At 70.5% G+C, this 17,031-nt stretch carries 21 protein-coding genes; 14 read left to right on the top strand and 7 right to left on the bottom strand.

The genetic code is table 11. The features are described from left to right. Positions 1 to 61: 61 nt before the first annotated feature. Genes J2X20_RS06490 through J2X20_RS06480 form a run of 3 tightly spaced genes read left to right on the top strand, consistent with a single transcriptional unit; the run spans position 62 to position 3,479 of the window. Positions 62 to 1,156 (top strand): DNA topoisomerase IB, encoded by a 1,095-nt coding sequence (locus tag J2X20_RS06490; protein ID WP_310262491.1) that lies wholly within the window; start codon positions 62 to 64, stop codon positions 1,154 to 1,156. A 7-nt stretch (positions 1,157 to 1,163) separates the two neighbouring features. Then, positions 1,164 to 2,336, top strand: a complete 1,173-nt coding sequence (locus J2X20_RS06485) for a glycosyltransferase family 4 protein (protein WP_310262487.1) — start codon at positions 1,164 to 1,166, stop codon at positions 2,334 to 2,336. Positions 2,337 to 2,354: 18 nt separating this feature from the next. Continuing rightward, the gene (locus tag J2X20_RS06480) at positions 2,355 to 3,479 is read left to right on the top strand and encodes a zinc-binding metallopeptidase family protein (protein WP_310262485.1); all 1,125 of its coding nucleotides are present in this window, start codon (positions 2,355 to 2,357) and stop codon (positions 3,477 to 3,479) included. Positions 3,480 to 3,496: 17 nt separating this feature from the next. Here J2X20_RS06480 and J2X20_RS06475 read toward each other — a convergent pair whose 3' ends face one another. After that, positions 3,497 to 3,757 carry a hypothetical protein gene (locus J2X20_RS06475; RefSeq protein WP_310262482.1) on the bottom strand — a complete coding sequence of 87 codons (261 nt, stop codon included), beginning with the start codon at positions 3,755 to 3,757 and terminating at the stop codon, positions 3,497 to 3,499. A gap of 88 nt (positions 3,758 to 3,845) precedes the next feature. Then, a complete protein-coding gene (locus J2X20_RS06470) occupies positions 3,846 to 4,292 on the bottom strand; it encodes a response regulator (protein ID WP_310262479.1) in 447 nt (148 codons plus the stop codon). Between the two features lie 103 nt (positions 4,293 to 4,395). Here J2X20_RS06470 and J2X20_RS06465 point away from each other — a divergent pair, with 103 nt between their 5' ends. The 7 genes from J2X20_RS06465 (at position 4,396) to J2X20_RS06435 (ending at position 8,771) form a co-directional block, all read left to right on the top strand. Further along, positions 4,396 to 4,902 (top strand): hypothetical protein, encoded by a 507-nt coding sequence (locus J2X20_RS06465; RefSeq protein ID WP_310262477.1) that lies wholly within the window; start codon positions 4,396 to 4,398, stop codon positions 4,900 to 4,902. Then, positions 4,902 to 5,876, top strand: coding sequence for an SDR family oxidoreductase (locus J2X20_RS06460; protein ID WP_310262476.1), 975 nt, complete (start codon positions 4,902 to 4,904; stop codon positions 5,874 to 5,876). Before J2X20_RS06465 ends, J2X20_RS06460 begins: the two co-directional genes overlap by 1 nt. Positions 5,877 to 6,013: 137 nt before the next feature. Next, positions 6,014 to 6,406: a hypothetical protein gene (locus J2X20_RS06455; protein ID WP_310262474.1), complete on the top strand. Its 393-nt coding sequence runs from the start codon at positions 6,014 to 6,016 to the stop codon at positions 6,404 to 6,406. Positions 6,407 to 6,413: 7 nt separating this feature from the next. Beyond that, positions 6,414 to 6,824, top strand: coding sequence for a phage holin family protein (locus tag J2X20_RS06450; protein WP_310262469.1), 411 nt, complete (start codon positions 6,414 to 6,416; stop codon positions 6,822 to 6,824). Then, the gene (locus J2X20_RS06445; RefSeq protein WP_310262466.1) at positions 6,805 to 7,668 is read left to right on the top strand and encodes a lipocalin family protein; all 864 of its coding nucleotides are present in this window, start codon (positions 6,805 to 6,807) and stop codon (positions 7,666 to 7,668) included. Before J2X20_RS06450 ends, J2X20_RS06445 begins: the two co-directional genes overlap by 20 nt. Next, on the top strand, positions 7,668 to 8,210 hold the full coding sequence (locus J2X20_RS06440; RefSeq protein ID WP_310262463.1) for a DUF421 domain-containing protein: 543 nt from the start codon (positions 7,668 to 7,670) through the stop codon (positions 8,208 to 8,210). Before J2X20_RS06445 ends, J2X20_RS06440 begins: the two co-directional genes overlap by 1 nt. An 84-nt stretch (positions 8,211 to 8,294) precedes the next feature. Continuing rightward, a complete protein-coding gene (locus tag J2X20_RS06435; protein ID WP_310262461.1) occupies positions 8,295 to 8,771 on the top strand; it encodes a hypothetical protein in 477 nt (158 codons plus the stop codon). Between the two features lie 117 nt (positions 8,772 to 8,888). Here J2X20_RS06435 and J2X20_RS06430 read toward each other — a convergent pair whose 3' ends face one another. The 3 genes from J2X20_RS06430 to J2X20_RS06420 form a co-directional block, all read right to left on the bottom strand. After that, complete coding sequence (locus tag J2X20_RS06430) at positions 8,889 to 9,341, bottom strand: PA2169 family four-helix-bundle protein (protein WP_310262458.1); 453 nt, start codon at positions 9,339 to 9,341, stop codon at positions 8,889 to 8,891. A gap of 110 nt (positions 9,342 to 9,451) precedes the next feature. Continuing rightward, complete coding sequence (locus J2X20_RS06425) at positions 9,452 to 11,716, bottom strand: ATP-binding protein (RefSeq protein WP_310262456.1); 2,265 nt, start codon at positions 11,714 to 11,716, stop codon at positions 9,452 to 9,454. Between the two features lie 181 nt (positions 11,717 to 11,897). Continuing rightward, the gene (locus tag J2X20_RS06420; RefSeq protein WP_310262455.1) at positions 11,898 to 12,215 is read right to left on the bottom strand and encodes a BON domain-containing protein; all 318 of its coding nucleotides are present in this window, start codon (positions 12,213 to 12,215) and stop codon (positions 11,898 to 11,900) included. A 334-nt stretch (positions 12,216 to 12,549) separates the two neighbouring features. On the opposite strand from J2X20_RS06420, the gene rpoN reads away from it, so the two are divergent. Next, a complete protein-coding gene (gene rpoN, locus J2X20_RS06415) occupies positions 12,550 to 14,058 on the top strand; it encodes an RNA polymerase factor sigma-54 (protein WP_409034136.1) in 1,509 nt (502 codons plus the stop codon). Positions 14,059 to 14,119: 61 nt separating this feature from the next. Here the strand turns inward: rpoN and J2X20_RS06410 are convergent, their stop codons facing one another. Then, positions 14,120 to 14,551, bottom strand: a complete 432-nt coding sequence (locus J2X20_RS06410; RefSeq protein WP_310262451.1) for a CBS domain-containing protein — start codon at positions 14,549 to 14,551, stop codon at positions 14,120 to 14,122. Between the two features lie 72 nt (positions 14,552 to 14,623). Here J2X20_RS06410 and J2X20_RS06405 point away from each other — a divergent pair, with 72 nt between their 5' ends. The 3 genes from J2X20_RS06405 (at position 14,624) to J2X20_RS06395 (ending at position 16,152) form a co-directional block, all read left to right on the top strand. Next, positions 14,624 to 14,869 carry a DUF378 domain-containing protein gene (locus tag J2X20_RS06405; RefSeq protein WP_310262447.1) on the top strand — a complete coding sequence of 82 codons (246 nt, stop codon included), beginning with the start codon at positions 14,624 to 14,626 and terminating at the stop codon, positions 14,867 to 14,869. Between the two features lie 361 nt (positions 14,870 to 15,230). Then, positions 15,231 to 15,422: a CsbD family protein gene (locus J2X20_RS06400; RefSeq protein ID WP_310262444.1), complete on the top strand. Its 192-nt coding sequence runs from the start codon at positions 15,231 to 15,233 to the stop codon at positions 15,420 to 15,422. Between the two features lie 70 nt (positions 15,423 to 15,492). Further along, a complete protein-coding gene (locus J2X20_RS06395; RefSeq protein WP_310262442.1) occupies positions 15,493 to 16,152 on the top strand; it encodes a YiaD family glycine zipper/OmpA-like lipoprotein in 660 nt (219 codons plus the stop codon). On the opposite strand, the gene ligD is transcribed toward J2X20_RS06395, so the two are convergent. After that, a complete protein-coding gene (gene ligD, locus J2X20_RS06390; RefSeq protein WP_310262439.1) occupies positions 16,149 to 17,015 on the bottom strand; it encodes a non-homologous end-joining DNA ligase in 867 nt (288 codons plus the stop codon). The two genes, J2X20_RS06395 and ligD, sit on opposite strands and share 4 nt — an antisense overlap. Between the last annotated feature and the right edge of the window lie 16 nt (positions 17,016 to 17,031).

Raw genomic sequence — 17,031 nt, 5'->3', positions numbered from 1 at the left:
CACATGCATTTCCCGTGCGGGGCAATTGCCATGCCTGGCATGCCGCCTGCCTGGGCCTCGCATGCCCAACTCCTCCGAGGTCCATGAGGCGCGCAGCGTCGGCCTGCGCTGGCTCAGCGACGCCGGCCCCGGCATTGCCCGCGAGCCGGCCGGTGATGGCTTTCGCTACCGCGATGCGCGCGGGCGCCTGATTCGCGACGCCGCCACGCTGGCCCGCATCCGCAAGCTGGCCATCCCGCCGGCCTGGCAGCAGGTCTGGATCAGCCCGCATGCGAACGGCCATCTGCAGGCCACCGGCCGGGATGCGCGCGGGCGCAAGCAATACCGCTATCACGCCGACTGGATGGCCGGCCGCGGCCAGACCAAGTTCGACGGCCTGCTGCGCTTCGGTGCCGTGCTGCCGCGGCTGCGCCGGCGCGTGCAGCGCGCCCTGGCCGGGCCGGGCGAGCCCACCCGCGAACGCGTGCTGGCGACGCTGGTGCGCCTGCTGGACACCACCTGGCTGCGCATCGGCAACAGCGCCTATGCGCGCGAGAACGGCTCCTTCGGCCTGTCCACGCTGCGCAATCGCCATGCCGGGGTCAAGGGCGACGCCATCCAGCTGTCCTTCGTCGGCAAGAGCGGTGTGCGCCATTCGGTCAGCATCAACGACCGCCGCGTCGCCCGCATCGTGCGCCGTTGCCGCGAGCTGCCCGGCCAGGAGCTGTTCCGTTATGTCGACGAGCAAGGGGAGAGCCATGCGCTGGATTCCGCCGACGTGAATGCCTGGCTGGCGCAGGCCGCGGGGCTGCGCGTGACGGCCAAGGACTTCCGCACCTGGCATGGCAGCGTGCTGGCCCTGCAACTGACGCTGCAGGCCTGCGCCGACGGTGCCGAGCCCTGCCGGCCCCAGCAGGTGCTGGCTGCCGTGGCCCGCCGCCTGGGCAACACGCCCGCGGTTTGCCGCAAGGCTTACATCCACCCGCGCGTGCTGGCCCTGGGCGAATCCCTGGGCGACGAGGCGGCCCGCCGCGCCCTGCGCCAGCAGCGCTGGACGGCGCCGGCGACCCGCGCCGGCCTGAATGCCGCGGAGCGCCAATTGCTGGCACTGCTGCGCACCAGAGCGGCGCAGGCATCCCGCTTGCCTGTTGAGCGGGGCTGCAACCCGCTGGAGTGAACCCGCCGTGCGTATCGCCTATGTCACCGAGACCTTTCCGCCCGAGATCAACGGGGTGTCGCTGACCGCCGAACGCGCGCTGCGGCATCTGCGCGAGGCCGGCCATGACGTCCAGCTGATCCGCCCCCGCCAGCCGGACGAACCACCGCGCCGCGACGCGCAGGAATGGCGCTGCGCCGGCGGTCCCGTTCCGATGTATCCCGGGCTGCGCTACGGCTGGGCCACGCCGGCGGCCCTGCGCGAGCTGTGGCGCGAGTTCGGCGGGCCGCCCGAGTTGGTGCATGTGGCGACGCCCGGGCCGCTGGGCTGGACCGCGCTGCGTGCCGCGCGTGGCGACGGCATCGTCTGCAGCGCCGACTTCCGCACCAATTTCCATGCCTATTGCGGCCACTACGGCCTGGGCTGGATGGCGTCCGTCGTGCTGGGCTATCTGAAGCGCCTGCATGGCATGGCCGACCTCAACTTCGTCCCCACCGTCGAACTGCAGCGCGAGCTCGCCGGCCATGGCTTCGATCGTCTGCAGGTGCTGGGCCGAGGCGTCGATGCCGGGCTGTTCTCACCCGAGCGCCGCGATCAACGCCTGCGCCGCGACTGGCGCATCGGCGCCGACCATCGCGTCATGCTCTATGTCGGCCGCCTCGCGCCCGAGAAGAACCCGGGGCTGGCCCTGCAGACTTTCGAGCGCCTGAGCGCGCGCCGCCCGGGGCTGCGCATGGTGGTCGTCGGCGACGGGCCGCTGCGCGCAAGGCTGGAGCAGGCCCACCCCACGGCGCGCTTTGTCGGCATGCAGACCGGCATCGCGCTGGCCCGCCACTACGCCAGCGCCGATGTCTTCCTCTTCCCCAGCCAGACCGAGACCTTCGGCAATGTGACGCTGGAGGCCCTGGCCAGCGGCCTGGCCGTGGCGGCCTTCGACAGCGGTGCCGCCGCCCAACATGTGCGCGACGACGTCAGCGGCTGCCTGGCGGAGCCCTGCGAGGGGCTGGATGCGGCCGACGCCTTCCTTGACGCCGCGACCCGTGCCCTCGATGCATCGGCGCCCGATGGCCTGCTGCGCCTGGAGGCGCGGCTGGCCGCAGTCCGGGCCGACTGGGGCAGCGTGCAGCGCCGCTTCGAGCAGATGCTGGTGCAACTGGCCGCGGCTTCGCAGGCGGTGCCGGGCTATGCCGCCCTGGCCTGACGCCGGCCGCCCGCGCTGATGCTGCCTGTCGCCGCCACGCCGCGCGCCCTGCCCGCGCCGACGACGGCGCGCGCTTTCAGCTGCGCCTGTGGCCGGCCGGTGTTCTTCCGCAACAGCGAATGCCTGGCTTGCCACCGACCTCTGGGTTATGCCGCCCTGCGTGGTCAATTGCTGGCCCTGGAGGCCGCGCCCTCGCGTTCGGGCCGCGGCAGTTGGCGCGAGGCCGGCGTGCCGGTGCGGCGGGCGCCGCGCTATGCCCGCTGCGCCAACCTTGACAGCGCCGCCGCCTGCAACTGGCTGCTCGACTCGGCCGAGGTGCTGGCCGGCTTCACGCTGTGCCGCTGCTGCCGCCTGACGCGCACCGTACCCGACCTGGCCCAGCCCGGCGCCGGCCTGTGGTGGTGCCGCATCGAACAGGCCAAGCGCCGCCTGGTGTCATCGCTGATCGGGCTGAAGCTGCCGGTCGTCTCCAAGGCCGAGGACGCCGAGCAGGGCCTGGCCTTCGATCTGTTGCTCAGCGCCCCCGACGGGCCCCCCGTCGTCACCGGCCATGCGGATGGCGTCATCACACTGGACGTTTCAGAGGCCGACGATGCCCGCCGTGAGGCTCGCCGCCATGAGCTGGGCGAGCCCTACCGGACCCTGCTCGGCCATCTGCGCCACGAGACTGGTCACTACTACTGGCAGTGCCTGGTCGAACCCTCGGCCTGGCTGCAGCCTTGGCGCGAGCTGTTCGGCGACGAGCGCGAGGACTATGCCCAGGCGCTGCAGCGCCACTATGCCGACGGCGCACCTGCCGACTGGGGGCAGCGCTTCGTCAGTGCCTATGCCAGCGCCCACCCCTGGGAGGACTGGGCCGAGACCTGGGCCCACTACCTGCATCTCGTCGACACGCTGGACACGGCGCGCAGCTTCGGCCTGGACGGCGAGCGCGTGGAGCTGAGCTATGAGCGCTTCGACGCCGAACTGGTGGCCGACGAGGGTTTCCTGCAGCTCATCAACAGCTGGATGGAATTGACGGGCGTGCTCAACGAGCTGTCACGCAGCATGGGCGTGGCCGATTTCTATCCCTTCGTGCTGTCGGCGCCGGCCGTGCGCAAGCTCCATCTGGTGCATCGCATCGTCGCAGCGGCCCGGGCCTGAGCCCGGGTGACGCGTCCTCAGTGGCGGTCGGTGCGCGGGGCCGGCGTGCCGTCGGCGTTCCACCTGCCCGACGAGCTGCTGTTGCTGTCCGGCATCGCGCTGCTGGCGGGCGTACTGTTGTTGGTGCCGGTGTTGAAGCGCTGATCGGTGGGCTGGGTGTTGGCCGGTGTGCTCGCGGCGGGACTGTTGGGGTCGGAATTCTGCGCATAGGCCATGCCGCCGGCTACCGCCGCACAGACCGCGGCCGCGCCCGCGAGTCGGGTGAAAGTCTTGCTCATGCCAATCTCCTTCAAGAGTGATCCAAAACCGCCGCCGTGATGCAGGCGGGGTCTGGGTGACGGGCAATGGCAATGCCCGCGGCGTCGTTCAACGCCAGTGCGGCGCCAGCACGGACGGCGCCGGCCGCGTGCGCAACTCAGGCAGCTGGGGCGCCGGCGCAGGATGGGTGCCGGTCAGCTCATCCAGGCGCGTCAGCACCTCGTCGACGTTCAACGGCTTGGGCCAAAGCTCGCAAAAGCCCCAGTCCTCCACGGAGAAATTGACGTCGGCCGTCACCGCCACGGCCGGCACCGACTCGCAGCCGGGCAGGGCGCGCAGCAGGCCGAGCAGGCGGCTGCCGTGGCAATCGGGCAGGCCCAGGTCGAGCAGCAACAGGGCCGGATGCAGGCCGGCCGCCATGCACAAGGCTTCCTCGCCGGTGGTGGCGACGACGAGTTCCAGCTCGGGACGTCTCTCCAGGATGGCGGCCATCAGCAACGCGTTGACCGGGTGGTCCTCGACATAGAGAACGGGTCGGCGGGCTGGATTGGGCATGGATCCTCCGGGCATCATGGGCCGCGTGAGCGGCAATCCGCGTGCCCGTTCGCAGGCACCGCCATTGCCATGGACCGGGCATAGACCCAACCAAGGCTCCGCCATGTCCAGCACCACCTCCAACGGCGCGCCGCGCAGCTTCGGCGTCTTCAAGCCGGTCGGCCACGTCGTCATCTCCTTCCCCGAGGCCAGCCAGGCTCTGCATGCCCGCCAGGCCCTGGCCGACCTCGGCCTGCCCGACGATGCCGTGCGCCACTACAGCGACCGCGAGATGCTCAGCCAGATCGACGAGGACATCGCCCACGCCAGCCCGATCGCCGCCGTGGGCCAGGAGATGAACCTCGTGCTCGCGCATCGGGCCCTGGCCGCCCGGGGCTATCACTGGCTGGTCGTCCATGTCGGCAATGACGATCAGGCCACGCGCGTGGCCCGGGCGGCGGAGGGCTGCGGCGCCGAGCGCGCCCAGCACTATGGCCACTTCATCATCGAGGAGCTCATCGAGCGCCCTGGCGACATCAGCCAGGTGGCCGAATCCCCCGACCGCGGCCTGGATGCGCAGACGCCGTCCGGCAAGGAAACCGAGGCAGCGACGCTGAAGAAAGGCCTGTGATGACCTCCACCGACTCCACCCTCGAGACCCAGCGCCGCATCCAGAAGCGCCAGGATGCGGCCGATGCCCGCCAGCCCAAGGGCGAGAAGCAGCAGCCAGGCGCGGTGCAGGCCGGCGCCCGCGAGCAGCCCGAGTCGCTGCCGGCCCAGCATGTGCAGAAACCGGGTCGCGAGGCCGAGCTCGAACTGGCGCCGCGCTTCCTGGCGCCGGACTACAAGGGCAGCGGCAAGCTGCAGGACTTCGTCGCGCTGATCACCGGAGCCGACTCGGGCATCGGCCGCGCCGTGGCCGTGCTGTTCGCCCGCGAGGGCGCCGACGTGGCGGTGGCCTTTCATTCCTCCGTGGAGGACGCCAGGGAAACCCGGCGCTGCATCGAGGCCGAAGGCCGGCAATGCCTGCTGATCCAGGGCGATGTGAAGGACAGCGCCTGGTGCGAGGACGCCGTCGACCAGGTCATCGAGCGCTTCGGCAGGATCGACGTGCTCGTCAACAACGCCGCCTTCCAGGAGCACGCCGCTTCGCTGGAGGACATCGACGACGAACGCATGATGGAGACGCTGGACACCAATATCGGCGGCTATCTGCGGATGGCCCGCGCGGCGCTGCCGCACATGAAGGCGGGCGCTTCCATCATCAACACGGGCTCGACAACCGGCCTGCGCGGCAGCCCGCATCTGATCGACTACTCGGCGACCAAGGGTGCCATCCATGCGCTGACCAAGTCCCTGGCCAGCAACCTGCTCGAGCGCGGCATCCGCGTCAATGCGGTCGCGCCGGGGCCGGTCTGGACGCCGCTGAATCCGGCCGATGCGCCGGCCGGCAAGGTGGCCGAGTTCGGCAAGCAGACCGACATGAAGCGCGCGGCCCAGCCCGAGGAGCTGTCGCCGGCCTATGTCTTTCTGGCGTCGCCGGTCTGCGCCGGCTACATCACCGGCATCGTGCTGCCCGTCACGGGCAGCGTAGGTGCGATCTGAAGCCGGCAAGCGCTGCGGCAAGTCCTGCCGAAACGGCCCGCTGGCGGACGGCGTGCCGTTTGCCTGTTGCACAGCGGCGCTGCGTCGCATCGAAGGCGCCGCTGACCTTTCCTCCTGTTTTCAACCCAAGGACCACCATGCCCACCACCACAGTCGACACGCCCTTTCCCACCTCCTCGGCATCTCCGGCCACGCCCGCGCCGGCCGTCGCCGCCATCAACGACACCGCATCCAAGGCAGGTGACGCCGTCGACAAGGGCGCAGCCGTCGGCCACGACGTGCTGAACCGCGTCGTGCAGGGCGCCCACAGCGCCATCGACCGCATGGCCGAGACGGCCGGACCCGCCGTGCAACGCCTGCAGGACGGCGTGCAGGCCGCCGGCGAAACGCTGACGCAGCGCGCCACCGAGGCGCGCGAGGCCGGCGACGAATGGGTCGAGAGCCTGCGCAGCACGGTGCGCGAACATCCGCTGGCGGCGCTGGCGACGGCACTGGCCGTCGGCGTGCTCGTCTCGCGTCTCGCGCGCTGAGGCCGCCTTGGCCGACGCGCCGCAAGACGACAAGCCACTGCTGGCGCAACTGCAGTCGCTGTGGCGTGAGCTGCCCGGCCTGGTCAGCGACCGGGTCGAGCTGCTGTCGCTGGAACTGCAGCGCGCAGCCCGCGCCCTGGCTCAGATCGTCGCGTTGATGGTGGCCGTGGCCATCCTCGGCGTGACGGCCTGGCTGGTGCTGTGGGCTGGCGCCATCCGCCTGATGGTGCGGGCCGGCCTGCCGTGGGAGGCCGCCCTGCTGGTGGCCATCGGCGTCAATGGCCTGGCCATATTGCTGGCGGTGCGGCGCGTGCGCCGGCTGCTGCCCAGGCTGGCGCTGCCCCTGACGCAGCGGCATCTGATGCTCGCGCCCGATCCGCAACCCCAGGAGGCCGCCAATGACCGCGCCGTCGCCTGAGCGCGACATCGAGGCCCGCATCCTGCATGTCGAGCAGCGGTTGGTGGCCCGCGAAGCGCGGCTGCGGGCGGGAGCCCAGGATCTCGCCGGCCGGTTGCGCCAGAGCCTGCAGCCCAGAAGGCTGCTGTTGCCGGCGGGCAGCATCGTGCTCGGCGTTGCGGCCTTGCTGGCGCTGCGCCGGCGCCCCGCTGCGACTCCCCCATCACCCATCCTGGCGGGCGCCTTGCTGGACATTCCGTGGCTGCGTGTGCTGGGCCTGGCCTGGCCCCTGCTGCCTTCGCGCTGGCGCCAGCGCGTCAGTCCTGCCACGGCGAGCAGCGTCGTGACGCTCGGCCTGCCGCTGGTCGAGGGACTGCTCAGCCGCCGTCGCGCCCGCTCCTTGCCGACGATGGCCGAGGTCGACCTGAGCCGCCTGGCCGGCCGCTGGTTCCTCGTCGGCGAGCTGCCGCTGCCCCTGCAGGCCGAGCCGCTGCAGCCGCCCGAGCTGGGCCTGCTGGCGCGCGGCGAGGCCGAGTTCGAATTGCTGCAGCGGCGTATCGATGCCCATGGCACGCACGGCAGTGAGGCGCGCGTCCAGGTGGTGCCGGGCAGCCATGGTGCACGGCTGAGATTCAGTCACTGGCCCGAGACGCTGCACTTCCTGCCCTGGGCCTGGATCGAGCGTGCCGTACTGCATGTCGACGACGCCTATGAAGAGGCGCTGATCGGCAGTGCCGATCGCGAGTCCCTGTGGCTGCTGTCGCGCCGGCCCACGTTGGCCGAGGAGCGCCGCCAGGCCCTCGTGCAGATCGCCCGCGAACGCGGCTTCGGGGTAGACGGCCTGCGCTTTTTCGGGGCGCCGTGATGCCCCTGCTGCCCGATCTTGGCGAGCTGCTGCGCTTCGACGTCTCGCCGCTTGAGCTGATCCTCAGGGGCAGCGTGATGTACTGGGCGCTGTTCCTGATGCTGCGTTTCATCATGCGGCGGGACACCGGCTCCATCGGCATTCCCGACATCCTGCTGCTGGTGTTGATTGCCGATGCGGCCCAGAACGCGATGGCGGGCGGCTACCAGACGCTGGCCGAGGGCTTCGTGCTGGTGGCCACGCTGGTCGGCTGGAACTGGTTGATGGACTGGGCGAGCTTTCGCTTCAAGCGCGTGCGCCGCTTCGTCGAGCCGCCGCCCCTCGTGCTGGTGCGCCATGGTCGGCTGCTGCTGCGCAATATGCGCCGCGAGTTCGTCACCGTTCCCGAGCTGATGGCCAGCCTGCGCACCCATGGCATCGACAAGCTGGCCGACGTGAAGATCGCCCGCATGGAGCCCGACGGCGGCATCAGCGTCATCCGCGAGGCCAAGCCGGCTGATGACGACGAAGGCGCCGACGAACAGAAGTCCTTGCCCGTCTGAGCCGGCGCCCGACGTGGCGGCGGCACATGGCTTGCCATTGATGGTGGGCGGGGACGTCCCGCGTTGACGAAATCGGAGGTTCCCATGGCACGCAGCAGCCTGCTCGGCATCGACCCCGCCGCGACCGAGCCCGCCGGCCGTGACAAGGCCAGCCTCGGCCCCGGCGACAGTTCGGACAGTGGCAGCGACGTGAGTGGCCTCGAGGGCGCCGACGATGGCGCTGACCCGGGCCTGCCCGTGGACGTGGCCCTGCGCGACGATCAGGCCGCCCCGCTGCCCCTGGGCGAATCGCTGCCCTCCAGCGAGGGCGAGACGGGGGTGCGCGATGGTGCCGATATCGGCGTGGACCGCGTCTTCACGCCGGGCGAGGACGACGATCTGGAAGCCCTGCTCGAGTCGGTCGACGACGCGCCGCTCAGCGAGGACGAAGAAGATGAGGACGTGGAGGGGGGCGATGCGGCCCCACGCGGCAAGCGAACCGCGCGGGCCACGTCGGCCGACAGCGAGGAACGGCCCGGCGATGCCGATGCCGAATCCTCCCACCGCCCCGGCCGAAGCTAGGGCAGCGTTTCCTTTCCTGCGGGCCGAGCGCCGGGCCGCTGCCTAGGCGGGCCGTCCCCTCGGAAGATCGGCCCGTCCCACCCGCATACAGCAGCGTGGGACTGGGCGAGCGGCTCCTTAGACTGCGGCGCGGGCCTGGTCGCGCAGGGTACGCACCTGCAGGTGGTTGCGCTTCACGCCTTCGTACTGGCGCTCCACCACCAGGCGCACATCGGGCGGCAGCGCCTGCTCGAGGGCTTCGCGGTAGGCCTTCATGGCGCTGTCTTCGCCGCGCTCGGTCTCCTCGAGGATGGCCTTGTCGGTATAGCCGGCCAGCGTGCCCTTCACGGCCACCCAGCCGCGATGCATGGCGCCGGCGGCGGTGCCACTGTCCTCAGCCTTGCCACCCAGGCGCACGACCTGGGACTGCAGTTCGGCGGCGGCCTGGCGGCATTCCTCGGCGCGGCGCTCGAAGCTCTGCTTGATGGACGCGTCCTTCAGGTATTCGGCGGAGGCGTGGAAGCCGTATTCGCCGTCCTTGCAGGTTTCGATGAGGTCGTTCAGGGTGTCGATGATGTCGTCGTTGCTCATGGCAGGTCCTTTCGCGGTTCGATGAAGGCGCGCGGCGTGCCTCGGTGGCCGGGCGTCCAGGCCGAGGAGGGGCATTTGGCATGCCCGCGAAAGGTGCGGTAGGCCGGCCTCTAGGGCTTGTGGCCTGCCAGCGGCGACGGGTGGGCGATGCGGGCCGCCGTGATGAGGGCCTGCAGGGCACCCAGCAATTCGGCCGGCGCGCAGGGCTTGCGCAGGGTGACGAACTCGCCGTCGGCGATGCCAGCGTTGTTGAAGCCAGTGATCAGGACCACCGGCAGCCGGGGGCGCTGCTCGCGCAGCCGGCGCGCCAGCGCGACGCCGTCCAGAGGGCCAGGCATGACGACGTCGCTGAGCACCACGTCGGCCTGGGCTCCATCCTCCAGCAGACGCAGGGCGGCGCCCGCGTCGCCGGCGCGCAGCACGCGCGCACCGTGGGACATCAACAAGGCCGCCGTCACGTCGCCCAGGGCCTCGTCGTCCTCGACCAGCAGCACGGTGATGCCGGCGATGCTCTGCTGGGTGACGTCGTCGAAGACCGGCGTCGTCTGATCCGGAGAATTGCCCGCCACCGGCAGCAGCAGCGACACCGTCGTGCCCACGCCCGGCGTACTGGCCAGGCGCGCGCCGCCGCCAGCCTGGGTCGCAAAGCCGTGGACCTGGCTCAGGCCCAGGCCGCTGCCCTGGCCGACCGCCTTGGTCGTGAAGAAGGGCTCGAAGGCATGTTCGACCAGGGAGGGGGCCAGCCCCATGCCGTCGTCGCTGACGGTCAGCAGCACATAGTCGCCCGGCGCGAGGTTGGGCATGCCTTCCTTGTCGGCCGCCTCGGCATTGCAGGCCCTGAGCCTCAGCTCGCCGCCGGAGGGCATGGCGTCATGGGCGTTCAAGGCCAGGTTGACGAGGGCCAGGTCCAACTCGTTGACGTCGACCCGCACCGGCCAGACATTGGCCGGAACCTGCACCTGGATCGCTATGCGCCGCCCGAGCACGCTGCGCATCAGCTCCTGCACCTCGGGCAGGTAGCGGGCCAGCGACAGGGTCTGCACCCGCACCGGCCGCTTGCCGGCAAAGCGCAGCAGATGCTGGGTCAGCTGGCTGCCCTTGTCGACCGAGCGCTGCGTGGCGCTGAGCGGCCCCTGCAGCTCGGCGGCGCTGGCATGGCGCTGCATCAGATGCATGCTGTTGCTGATGACGCCGAGCAGGTTGTTGAACTCGTGGGCCACGCCACCGGTGAGGCGGCCCAGGGCGACGACGCGCTGGCTTTGCGCGCCGCGCTGCTCCACCTGGCGCGTGCGCTCCACGGCCTCGGCCACGCTGCGCTCCAGCTCGGCGCGGGCGCTGGTCATGCTGCGGCCGGCAGACACCAGGGCTTCGGCCACCTCGTCGGACTCGGCCATGCCGGTAGGCCGGGCCTCCACGGGCCGGCCCGCCTGCAGGTCCTGGGCCAGGCGCTTGAGCGAGCGCATGGGCCGCTCGATGCGCCGCGACACCCAGACGGCGCCGGCCATGGCCAGGGCCAGCAACACCAGGGCGCCTACCGCCACGCGCTGCACGGCCTGGGGCATGCGGCCCGCGAACTCCTCGCGCGGCATTGCGCTCACATAGCTCCAGCCGAGAGCGGACGTGCTGAAGTAGCCCGCCGTGGGCCGGCCGTCCAGCGAGACCGACTGGAAGGCCCCTTCGCGTTCGGCGGCCATGCGCTCGAGCAGATCGGCACTGCCCTGCCGGCCGACGAAGCTGGCGCCGCCCGGCAGCCGCGCGACGAGGCGGCCGCGGCTGTCCATGACCGTGCCTATCCAGCCGGGATGGGGGGCCTGGGCCTGCACCAGGCGCTGCAGCTCGGAGGGCCTGACCGTGACGACCAGGTTGTAGAGCAGGCTGCCATTGCGCATGACCGGCTCCACCCAGGCGGCATGCGGCTCCTGGGCCTCTCCGGCCGAAGACGGACCGCTGGATTGCAGCGGCAGCATGATGGGGCTGGCGCTCAGCGTCGCCGGCCCGGCAGATTCGCCCCCGCTGCCTTCGGGCAGTCGGGTGCTCAGCAGCAGCCTGCCCGGCGCCCTGAGTTCAATCCAACCGTCCAGCCCCTGCATGGCGCGCCGGGCCAGCCGTTCGAAGGCCAGGCGCTTGTCCTCGTCCAGGGGGGCCGGGGCATCCAGGGCGGGCGACTGCGCCAGCACATGGGCGATGGCTGCGCGGCGCGACAGCTCGCCGTCAACCAGCATCGACAACGCCCGGGCAGTGTCGCGCAGATTGCGCTCATGGGCGTTGCGCTCGGCCTCGAAGGTGCTGGCGATCAGCCAGGCGACGCCCAGCATGCCGGGCAGCAGCACCGACAGCACGAGCAGCAGCAGGCGGGAACGTATGGTGACCGGCATGGCGAGTCCAGGGTGCGGGCAGGGCAGGGCCGATCGCACGGACGCAACCATAGCGCCATGACCCGGCCCCGGCCACGGAAATTGCCGGTCCGCCGGGCAAACGGCGTGCCCGCCCACCCGGGTGGTGGGAGGCACGTAGGCGCAAGCGGCGCAGCCACCTCGGGCTACGCGCCCTGCGGGCTCAGTTCGTGGGTGGCTTCACGATGATGTTGTTGCGTACCTCCTTCACATCCGGCGTGGCGCGGGCGATCTGGCCGGCGCGGTCCTTCTCGGTCTTGGAGGTGGCGAAGCCGGCGAGCTGCACCGTGCCCTTCAGGGCCTCGACCTGGATGCGCATCGCGCTGACCTGGGAGTCTTCGGCAAAGCGCGTCTTCACGCGCGTGGCGATGGTGGCGTCGTCGACGTACTGGCCCACGGTGCTCTGGCCGCTGGTCACGGCGCAGCCGCCGGTGGCGAGGGCGGTCAGCACGACCATGGAGGCGATGAGGATCTTGTTCATGCGTTCTCCTTGCGCGAGGGACTTCGCGGCCGGCCCGAGGCAAGCGGTGTGCCTGCTGGCCTGCAGAAGCCGATCGCCGCGGCAGGCTTTGCCGAAAATGCCGGCGGCTGCAGGGGTGATCGGTAAATCCTGCAAAGCCCGGGCGGGCACGCCTCTCCACGATGCGAAAGCACGCACGCAAACCCTTGCCATACAACGAGGATTGCAGTGTTGTTTCCGGATGCGACGACGGCGCCGCGGCCGGCATGGACGTTGCGTAGCAAGGCTAGGGCCATGTCGCATTGCAGCGCTGAAGCGCCATGGCAAGCACCCGACCCCTGCAAGAGGAAACCACGTGCCGTCCATGGATCTTCGCGCCGACCACCGGCAAAGTCAGACCCTGTCGCCCCGACTGCAGCACGCCGTGCGCCTGCTGCAGATGTCGTCGCTGGATTTCGCCGCCATGCTGCGCGACACCCTGGGCCGCAACCCCTTCCTGGAAGCCGAAGACGGCGACGCCCCGGAAAGCGAAGACGCCCCGCTGACGCCAGGCGAGGCGACGGCCAGCGCGCCGGAGCTGTCCAGCCTGTCGGGCCTGATGGACGATGCGGACGTCGCCGTGACCGAGGCCGGCGCCGACGTGTCTGCGGCCCCGGCCGACGTGGACGTCACCGCTATCAACGAGGAGGGCAGCGATCGCGACCTCTGGGCTGCCGATGGAGGCGGCCAGCGGCGCGCCGAGGACGGCGAGCTCAGTGCGCTGGACATGATGGCCGTCGAGACCTCGCTGACGACGCATCTGCACGGACAGCTGAACGTGCTGCCGCTGTCCGAGCGCGACCTCGCGCTGGCGCGAACCATCGTCGAATCCCTGGATGACGACGGCTATCTGCGCACGCCCTTGCAGGAGCTGGTCGGTGTCGTCGTCGGCCTGGAACCGGCGCCCGATCTGCAGGAGATGCAGATCGCGCTCAAGCTGGTGCAATCCCTGGATCCCGCCGGCGTCGCCGCGCGCGACGTCGGCGAATGCCTGCTGCTGCAACTGCCCGGCATCGACTGCAGCGAGACCCGCAGTCTGGCCCAGGCCATCATCACCGACCACCTGCCGGCGCTGGCCGCGCGCGACATCGCCGCCCTGGCCCGGCAGCTGGGCGAGTCGCCGGCCCGCATCGAGGCCGTCTGCGACCGCATCCGCCGCCTGGATCCGCGGCCGGGCTGGCGCTTCGGCTCCTCCCATGTGGCCTATGTGGTGCCCGATGTCATCGTCAAGAAGGTGCGCGACCGCTGGACGGTACAGCTCAACCCGGCCATCGTGCCCAAGCTCAGGCTGAACCAGGTCTATGCCCAGCTGTTCCAACGCCACCGCACGCCGGCCAATGCCGAGCTCGGCGCTCATCTGCAGGAGGCGCGCTGGACACTGCGCAATGTCGAGCAGCGCTTCTCCACCATCCTGGACGTGGCCGAGGCCATCGTCAGGCGCCAGCACAACTTCCTGGACTACGGCGCCATGGCCATGAAGCCGCTGGGCCTCAAGGAGATCGCCGATGAAGTGGGCATCCACGAAAGCACGGTCTCGCGCGTGACCAACAACAAATACATGGCCACGCCGGTCGGCGTGCTGGAGCTGAAGTACTTCTTCAGCCGCGCCATGATCAGCGCCAATGGCAGTGCCTGCTCGGGCACGGCCATCCGCGGCCTCATCAAGGACATCATCGAGGCCGAAAGCCCCGACCTGCCGCTGTCGGATGCCGAGATCACGCGCCAGCTGGCCCAGCAGGGCCTGGTGGTGGCGCGCCGTACCGTCACCAAATACCGCCAGATGCTGAAGATCGAGGCGGTAGATCGACGCCGCCGCGTGGCTTGAGCTCCGCGCCCAGTCTGATGGGCAGGTTGGGCAACGTCCAAAGCGCCGGCGCAGGCCGGCTCTAGTGGGCCGGAGCGACCGCGGGTTCGGAGATCTCACGCAACGCCCGGTCGATATGGCCTGACTCGCGCACCGCCAGGTCACCCAGGGAGACGATGCCCACCAGACGCCCGGTCCTGTCGAGCACGGGCAGGCGGCGCAGCTGCTTGGCGCCCATCAGCCGCTTGGCGTCGTCGGCGTCCTGATCCACGGTGCAGGTCTCGACCTGCGGGCTCATGATGTCGGACACGCAGGCGTGGTCGGGGTGGAGGCCGTCGGCGATGCCGCGCACGGTGATGTCGCGATCGGTCACCATGCCGAGCAGACGCTCGCCGTCGCAGACCGGCAGAGCGCCGACGTCGAGTTCCTGCATGCATTGGGCGGCGCGACGCAGGCTTTCCTGCGGCTGAATGGTGCGCACGTCGGTGGACATGATGTCGGCAATGGTGGTCATGGTGTCTCCTGGAGGCTTGGAATCAAGGACCGGCAAGGGGGGTGCCGGGCACACGACCTGCCCCCTTCTGCCATGATGCAAACACCTGATACGACCGTCACGGGGCGTCGAACCGCCCGCACCGCCAGCACCGTAGCCCTGGTGCTGCTCATCATCGGCGGCCTGAATTGGGCCCTGGTGGGACTGTTCAATCTCGACTTTGTCGCCGCCCTGTTTGGCCGCATGACGCTGCTGTCGCGTGCCGTCTATGTGCTGGTCGGCATCGCCGCGTTGTTCGCGCTGACCCTGCTGCCCCGGCTGGGGCGCGGCCGGCTCTGAACCGGCATCCACCGCGGGCCCGCTGCCAAAGCCGGGCCCGCGTGGCCGTGCGTCAGTGGAAGAACAGATAGACCAGCAGCAGCACGATGCCCGGAACGCCGAGCAGCCAGGCGAGGAGGTACTTGCCCATGATGGTTCTCCTGTGAGGGTGAAGGGTAGGGCAAGCTTGAACGCAGCAGCTTCGTCGGGACAGCGGACGAGGCCCGGCGTTCGCGTAGGAAGAGCGGACGCGGCCCGGGGCGTAGGACTGGACCCACCGGCGGACAGGGCCCAGGCCGGCCCCGGTCCATGGGCCTAACGCTTAGCCTGAAGGCCATTCCCTAGGCAGCCGCCACAAGGGGCCATCGCAAAGGAGTTCACCATGAACAGCGATCAAATCAAGGGCAGCGTCAAGGACGTCGCCGGCAAGGCGCAGCGCAAGCTGGGCGAAGCCATCGGCAGCACCGAGCAGCAGGTCAAGGGCGCCGCCACCCAGGTGGAAGGCAAGGCCCAGAAGGCCGTGGGCGATGTGCGCGAGGCCGTCAAGGACGCCCGCGACAACCGCAAGATCTGACTGGCTTGTTAACTGCCGCGCCGCCGGGCCTGTGCGCCCGGCGGCGCTTTTTCTCTTTGAAGAGGTAACGATGAATTCTTCCTTCTCCATGCCGCTGCGCCAGAGCGCGACAGCGGTCCTCGTCGCGGCGGCCTTGCTGGCCACCGGCTGCTCGTCCATGAGCGAGCGTGAACAGGGCACGGCCAAAGGCGCCGGTGCCGGTGCGGTGGCCGGAGCCATCATCGGCTCGGTGACCGGCGGCAGTGCCGGCCGTGGCGCCGTCATCGGTGGCGCTGTCGGCGCAGTGGCCGGCAACCTGTGGTCCAAGCGCATGGAGGACAAGCGGGCGGCCTTGGCCCAGGCCAGCCAGGGCACGGGTGTCGAGGTGGCCCGCACCGACGACAACCGCTTGAGGCTCAATGTGCCCAGCGACGTGTCCTTCGACACCGGCCGTGCCGACATCAAGCCGCAGATGCGGCCGGTGCTGGACGAGGTCGGCCGCAATCTGGATCCCAATGTGCACGTGACCATCGTCGGCCACACCGACAGCACCGGCAGCGATGCGATCAACGATCCGCTGTCGCGCGAGCGCGCCGCGGCCGTGCGCGACTACCTGTCGCTGCGCGGCGTGTCGACGGCGCGGGTCAGCGTCGCGGGGCGGGGCTCTCACGAGCCGGTGGCCAGCAACGACAGCGAGGCCGGCCGCGCGGCCAACCGGCGCGTCGAGATCTTCCTGTCCGAGCAGGGTTAGGCCAGGGCCTGCAGCGCCGCCGCGAGCGATTGCTTGTGCGCGGCCAGATCGGCCCACGGGGCGGTGCTGCGCGCGGCGAGATGCTCCCGGGCATTGGCCAGGGTCCAGTGCGCCGCGCCGCTCACCGAGGGCAGCTCCTCCCAGCCGATAGGCATGGCCACGCCCAGGCCGGGCCGGGCGCGCAGCGAATAGGCGGCCACCGCGGTGGCGCCCTCGCCGTTGCGCAGCCAGTCCACATAGATGCGGCCGACGCGATTCGCCGCGCCGCTCTTGGCAACCAGGCGTTGCGGATGCTCATCGGCCAGGCGCTGCACGATGGCTGCGCTGAGGCTGCGCACCGTGTCCACTGACCAGCGTGCCGCCAGCGGCACGATGAGGTGCAGGCCGGCGCCGCCGCTGGTTTTGAGCCAGCTGCGCAGGCTCAGCTCAAGCAGCAGATCGCGCACCAGGCCGGCGGCTTCGCGTATGGCCTGCCAGGCCACGCCCTCGCCGGGGTCGAGGTCCAGCACCAGGCGGTCTGGCTTGCCCAGGTTGGCGCTGCGCGCATTCCAGCTGTGGAACTCCAGCGTGTTCATCTGCACGGCACCCCTCAGGGCCTGCCGCGTGGTCACTTCCAGCAGGGCTTCATGGCCGGGCCAGAGGGCCGGGTCGAGTTCGCGCAGGCCGGGCCAGGCCGTCTTGCCGGCGTGCTTCTGGAAGAACGTCGACTCGCCCACGCCCTCGGGCGCACGCAGCAGCGCGACGGGACGTCCCCTGAGCTGGGGCAGCAGCAGCGGCGCGACGTCCTCGTAGTAGCGCGCCACGTCGCCCTTGGTCGCGCCGCTGCGGGCATCGACGACGCGCTCGGCGTGGGTCAGCTTCAAAACAAGCGTTACAGAG

This window comes from Roseateles saccharophilus, assembly GCF_031458095.1.
GTDB classification, from domain to species: Bacteria; Pseudomonadota; Gammaproteobacteria; order Burkholderiales; family Burkholderiaceae_C; genus Pelomonas; species Pelomonas saccharophila_A.
This window is presented reverse-complemented; position numbering and strand designations above follow the sequence as displayed.

What these genes read in the sequence shown, in the direction of transcription:
- J2X20_RS06475 (WP_310262482.1), bottom strand. Translation starts at nt 3,757, where the DNA reads ATGAGCAAGACTTTCACCCGACTCGCGGGCGCGGCCGCGGTCTGTGCG.
- J2X20_RS06405 (WP_310262447.1), top strand. Translation starts at nt 14,624, where the DNA reads ATGATGCAAACACCTGATACGACCGTCACGGGGCGTCGAACCGCCCGC.
- J2X20_RS06460 (WP_310262476.1), top strand. Translation starts at nt 4,902, where the DNA reads ATGACCTCCACCGACTCCACCCTCGAGACCCAGCGCCGCATCCAGAAG.
- J2X20_RS06470 (WP_310262479.1), bottom strand. Translation starts at nt 4,292, where the DNA reads ATGCCCAATCCAGCCCGCCGACCCGTTCTCTATGTCGAGGACCACCCG.
- J2X20_RS06455 (WP_310262474.1), top strand. Translation starts at nt 6,014, where the DNA reads ATGCCCACCACCACAGTCGACACGCCCTTTCCCACCTCCTCGGCATCT.
- J2X20_RS06480 (WP_310262485.1), top strand. Translation starts at nt 2,355, where the DNA reads ATGCTGCCTGTCGCCGCCACGCCGCGCGCCCTGCCCGCGCCGACGACG.
- J2X20_RS06410 (WP_310262451.1), bottom strand. Translation starts at nt 14,551, where the DNA reads ATGACCACCATTGCCGACATCATGTCCACCGACGTGCGCACCATTCAG.
- J2X20_RS06445 (WP_310262466.1), top strand. Translation starts at nt 6,805, where the DNA reads ATGACCGCGCCGTCGCCTGAGCGCGACATCGAGGCCCGCATCCTGCAT.
- J2X20_RS06490 (WP_310262491.1), top strand. Translation starts at nt 62, where the DNA reads ATGCCCAACTCCTCCGAGGTCCATGAGGCGCGCAGCGTCGGCCTGCGC.
- J2X20_RS06440 (WP_310262463.1), top strand. Translation starts at nt 7,668, where the DNA reads ATGCCCCTGCTGCCCGATCTTGGCGAGCTGCTGCGCTTCGACGTCTCG.
- J2X20_RS06465 (WP_310262477.1), top strand. Translation starts at nt 4,396, where the DNA reads ATGTCCAGCACCACCTCCAACGGCGCGCCGCGCAGCTTCGGCGTCTTC.
- J2X20_RS06400 (WP_310262444.1), top strand. Translation starts at nt 15,231, where the DNA reads ATGAACAGCGATCAAATCAAGGGCAGCGTCAAGGACGTCGCCGGCAAG.
- J2X20_RS06435 (WP_310262461.1), top strand. Translation starts at nt 8,295, where the DNA reads ATGGCACGCAGCAGCCTGCTCGGCATCGACCCCGCCGCGACCGAGCCC.
- J2X20_RS06420 (WP_310262455.1), bottom strand. Translation starts at nt 12,215, where the DNA reads ATGAACAAGATCCTCATCGCCTCCATGGTCGTGCTGACCGCCCTCGCC.
- J2X20_RS06425 (WP_310262456.1), bottom strand. Translation starts at nt 11,716, where the DNA reads ATGCCGGTCACCATACGTTCCCGCCTGCTGCTGCTCGTGCTGTCGGTG.
- J2X20_RS06430 (WP_310262458.1), bottom strand. Translation starts at nt 9,341, where the DNA reads ATGAGCAACGACGACATCATCGACACCCTGAACGACCTCATCGAAACC.
- J2X20_RS06395 (WP_310262442.1), top strand. Translation starts at nt 15,493, where the DNA reads ATGAATTCTTCCTTCTCCATGCCGCTGCGCCAGAGCGCGACAGCGGTC.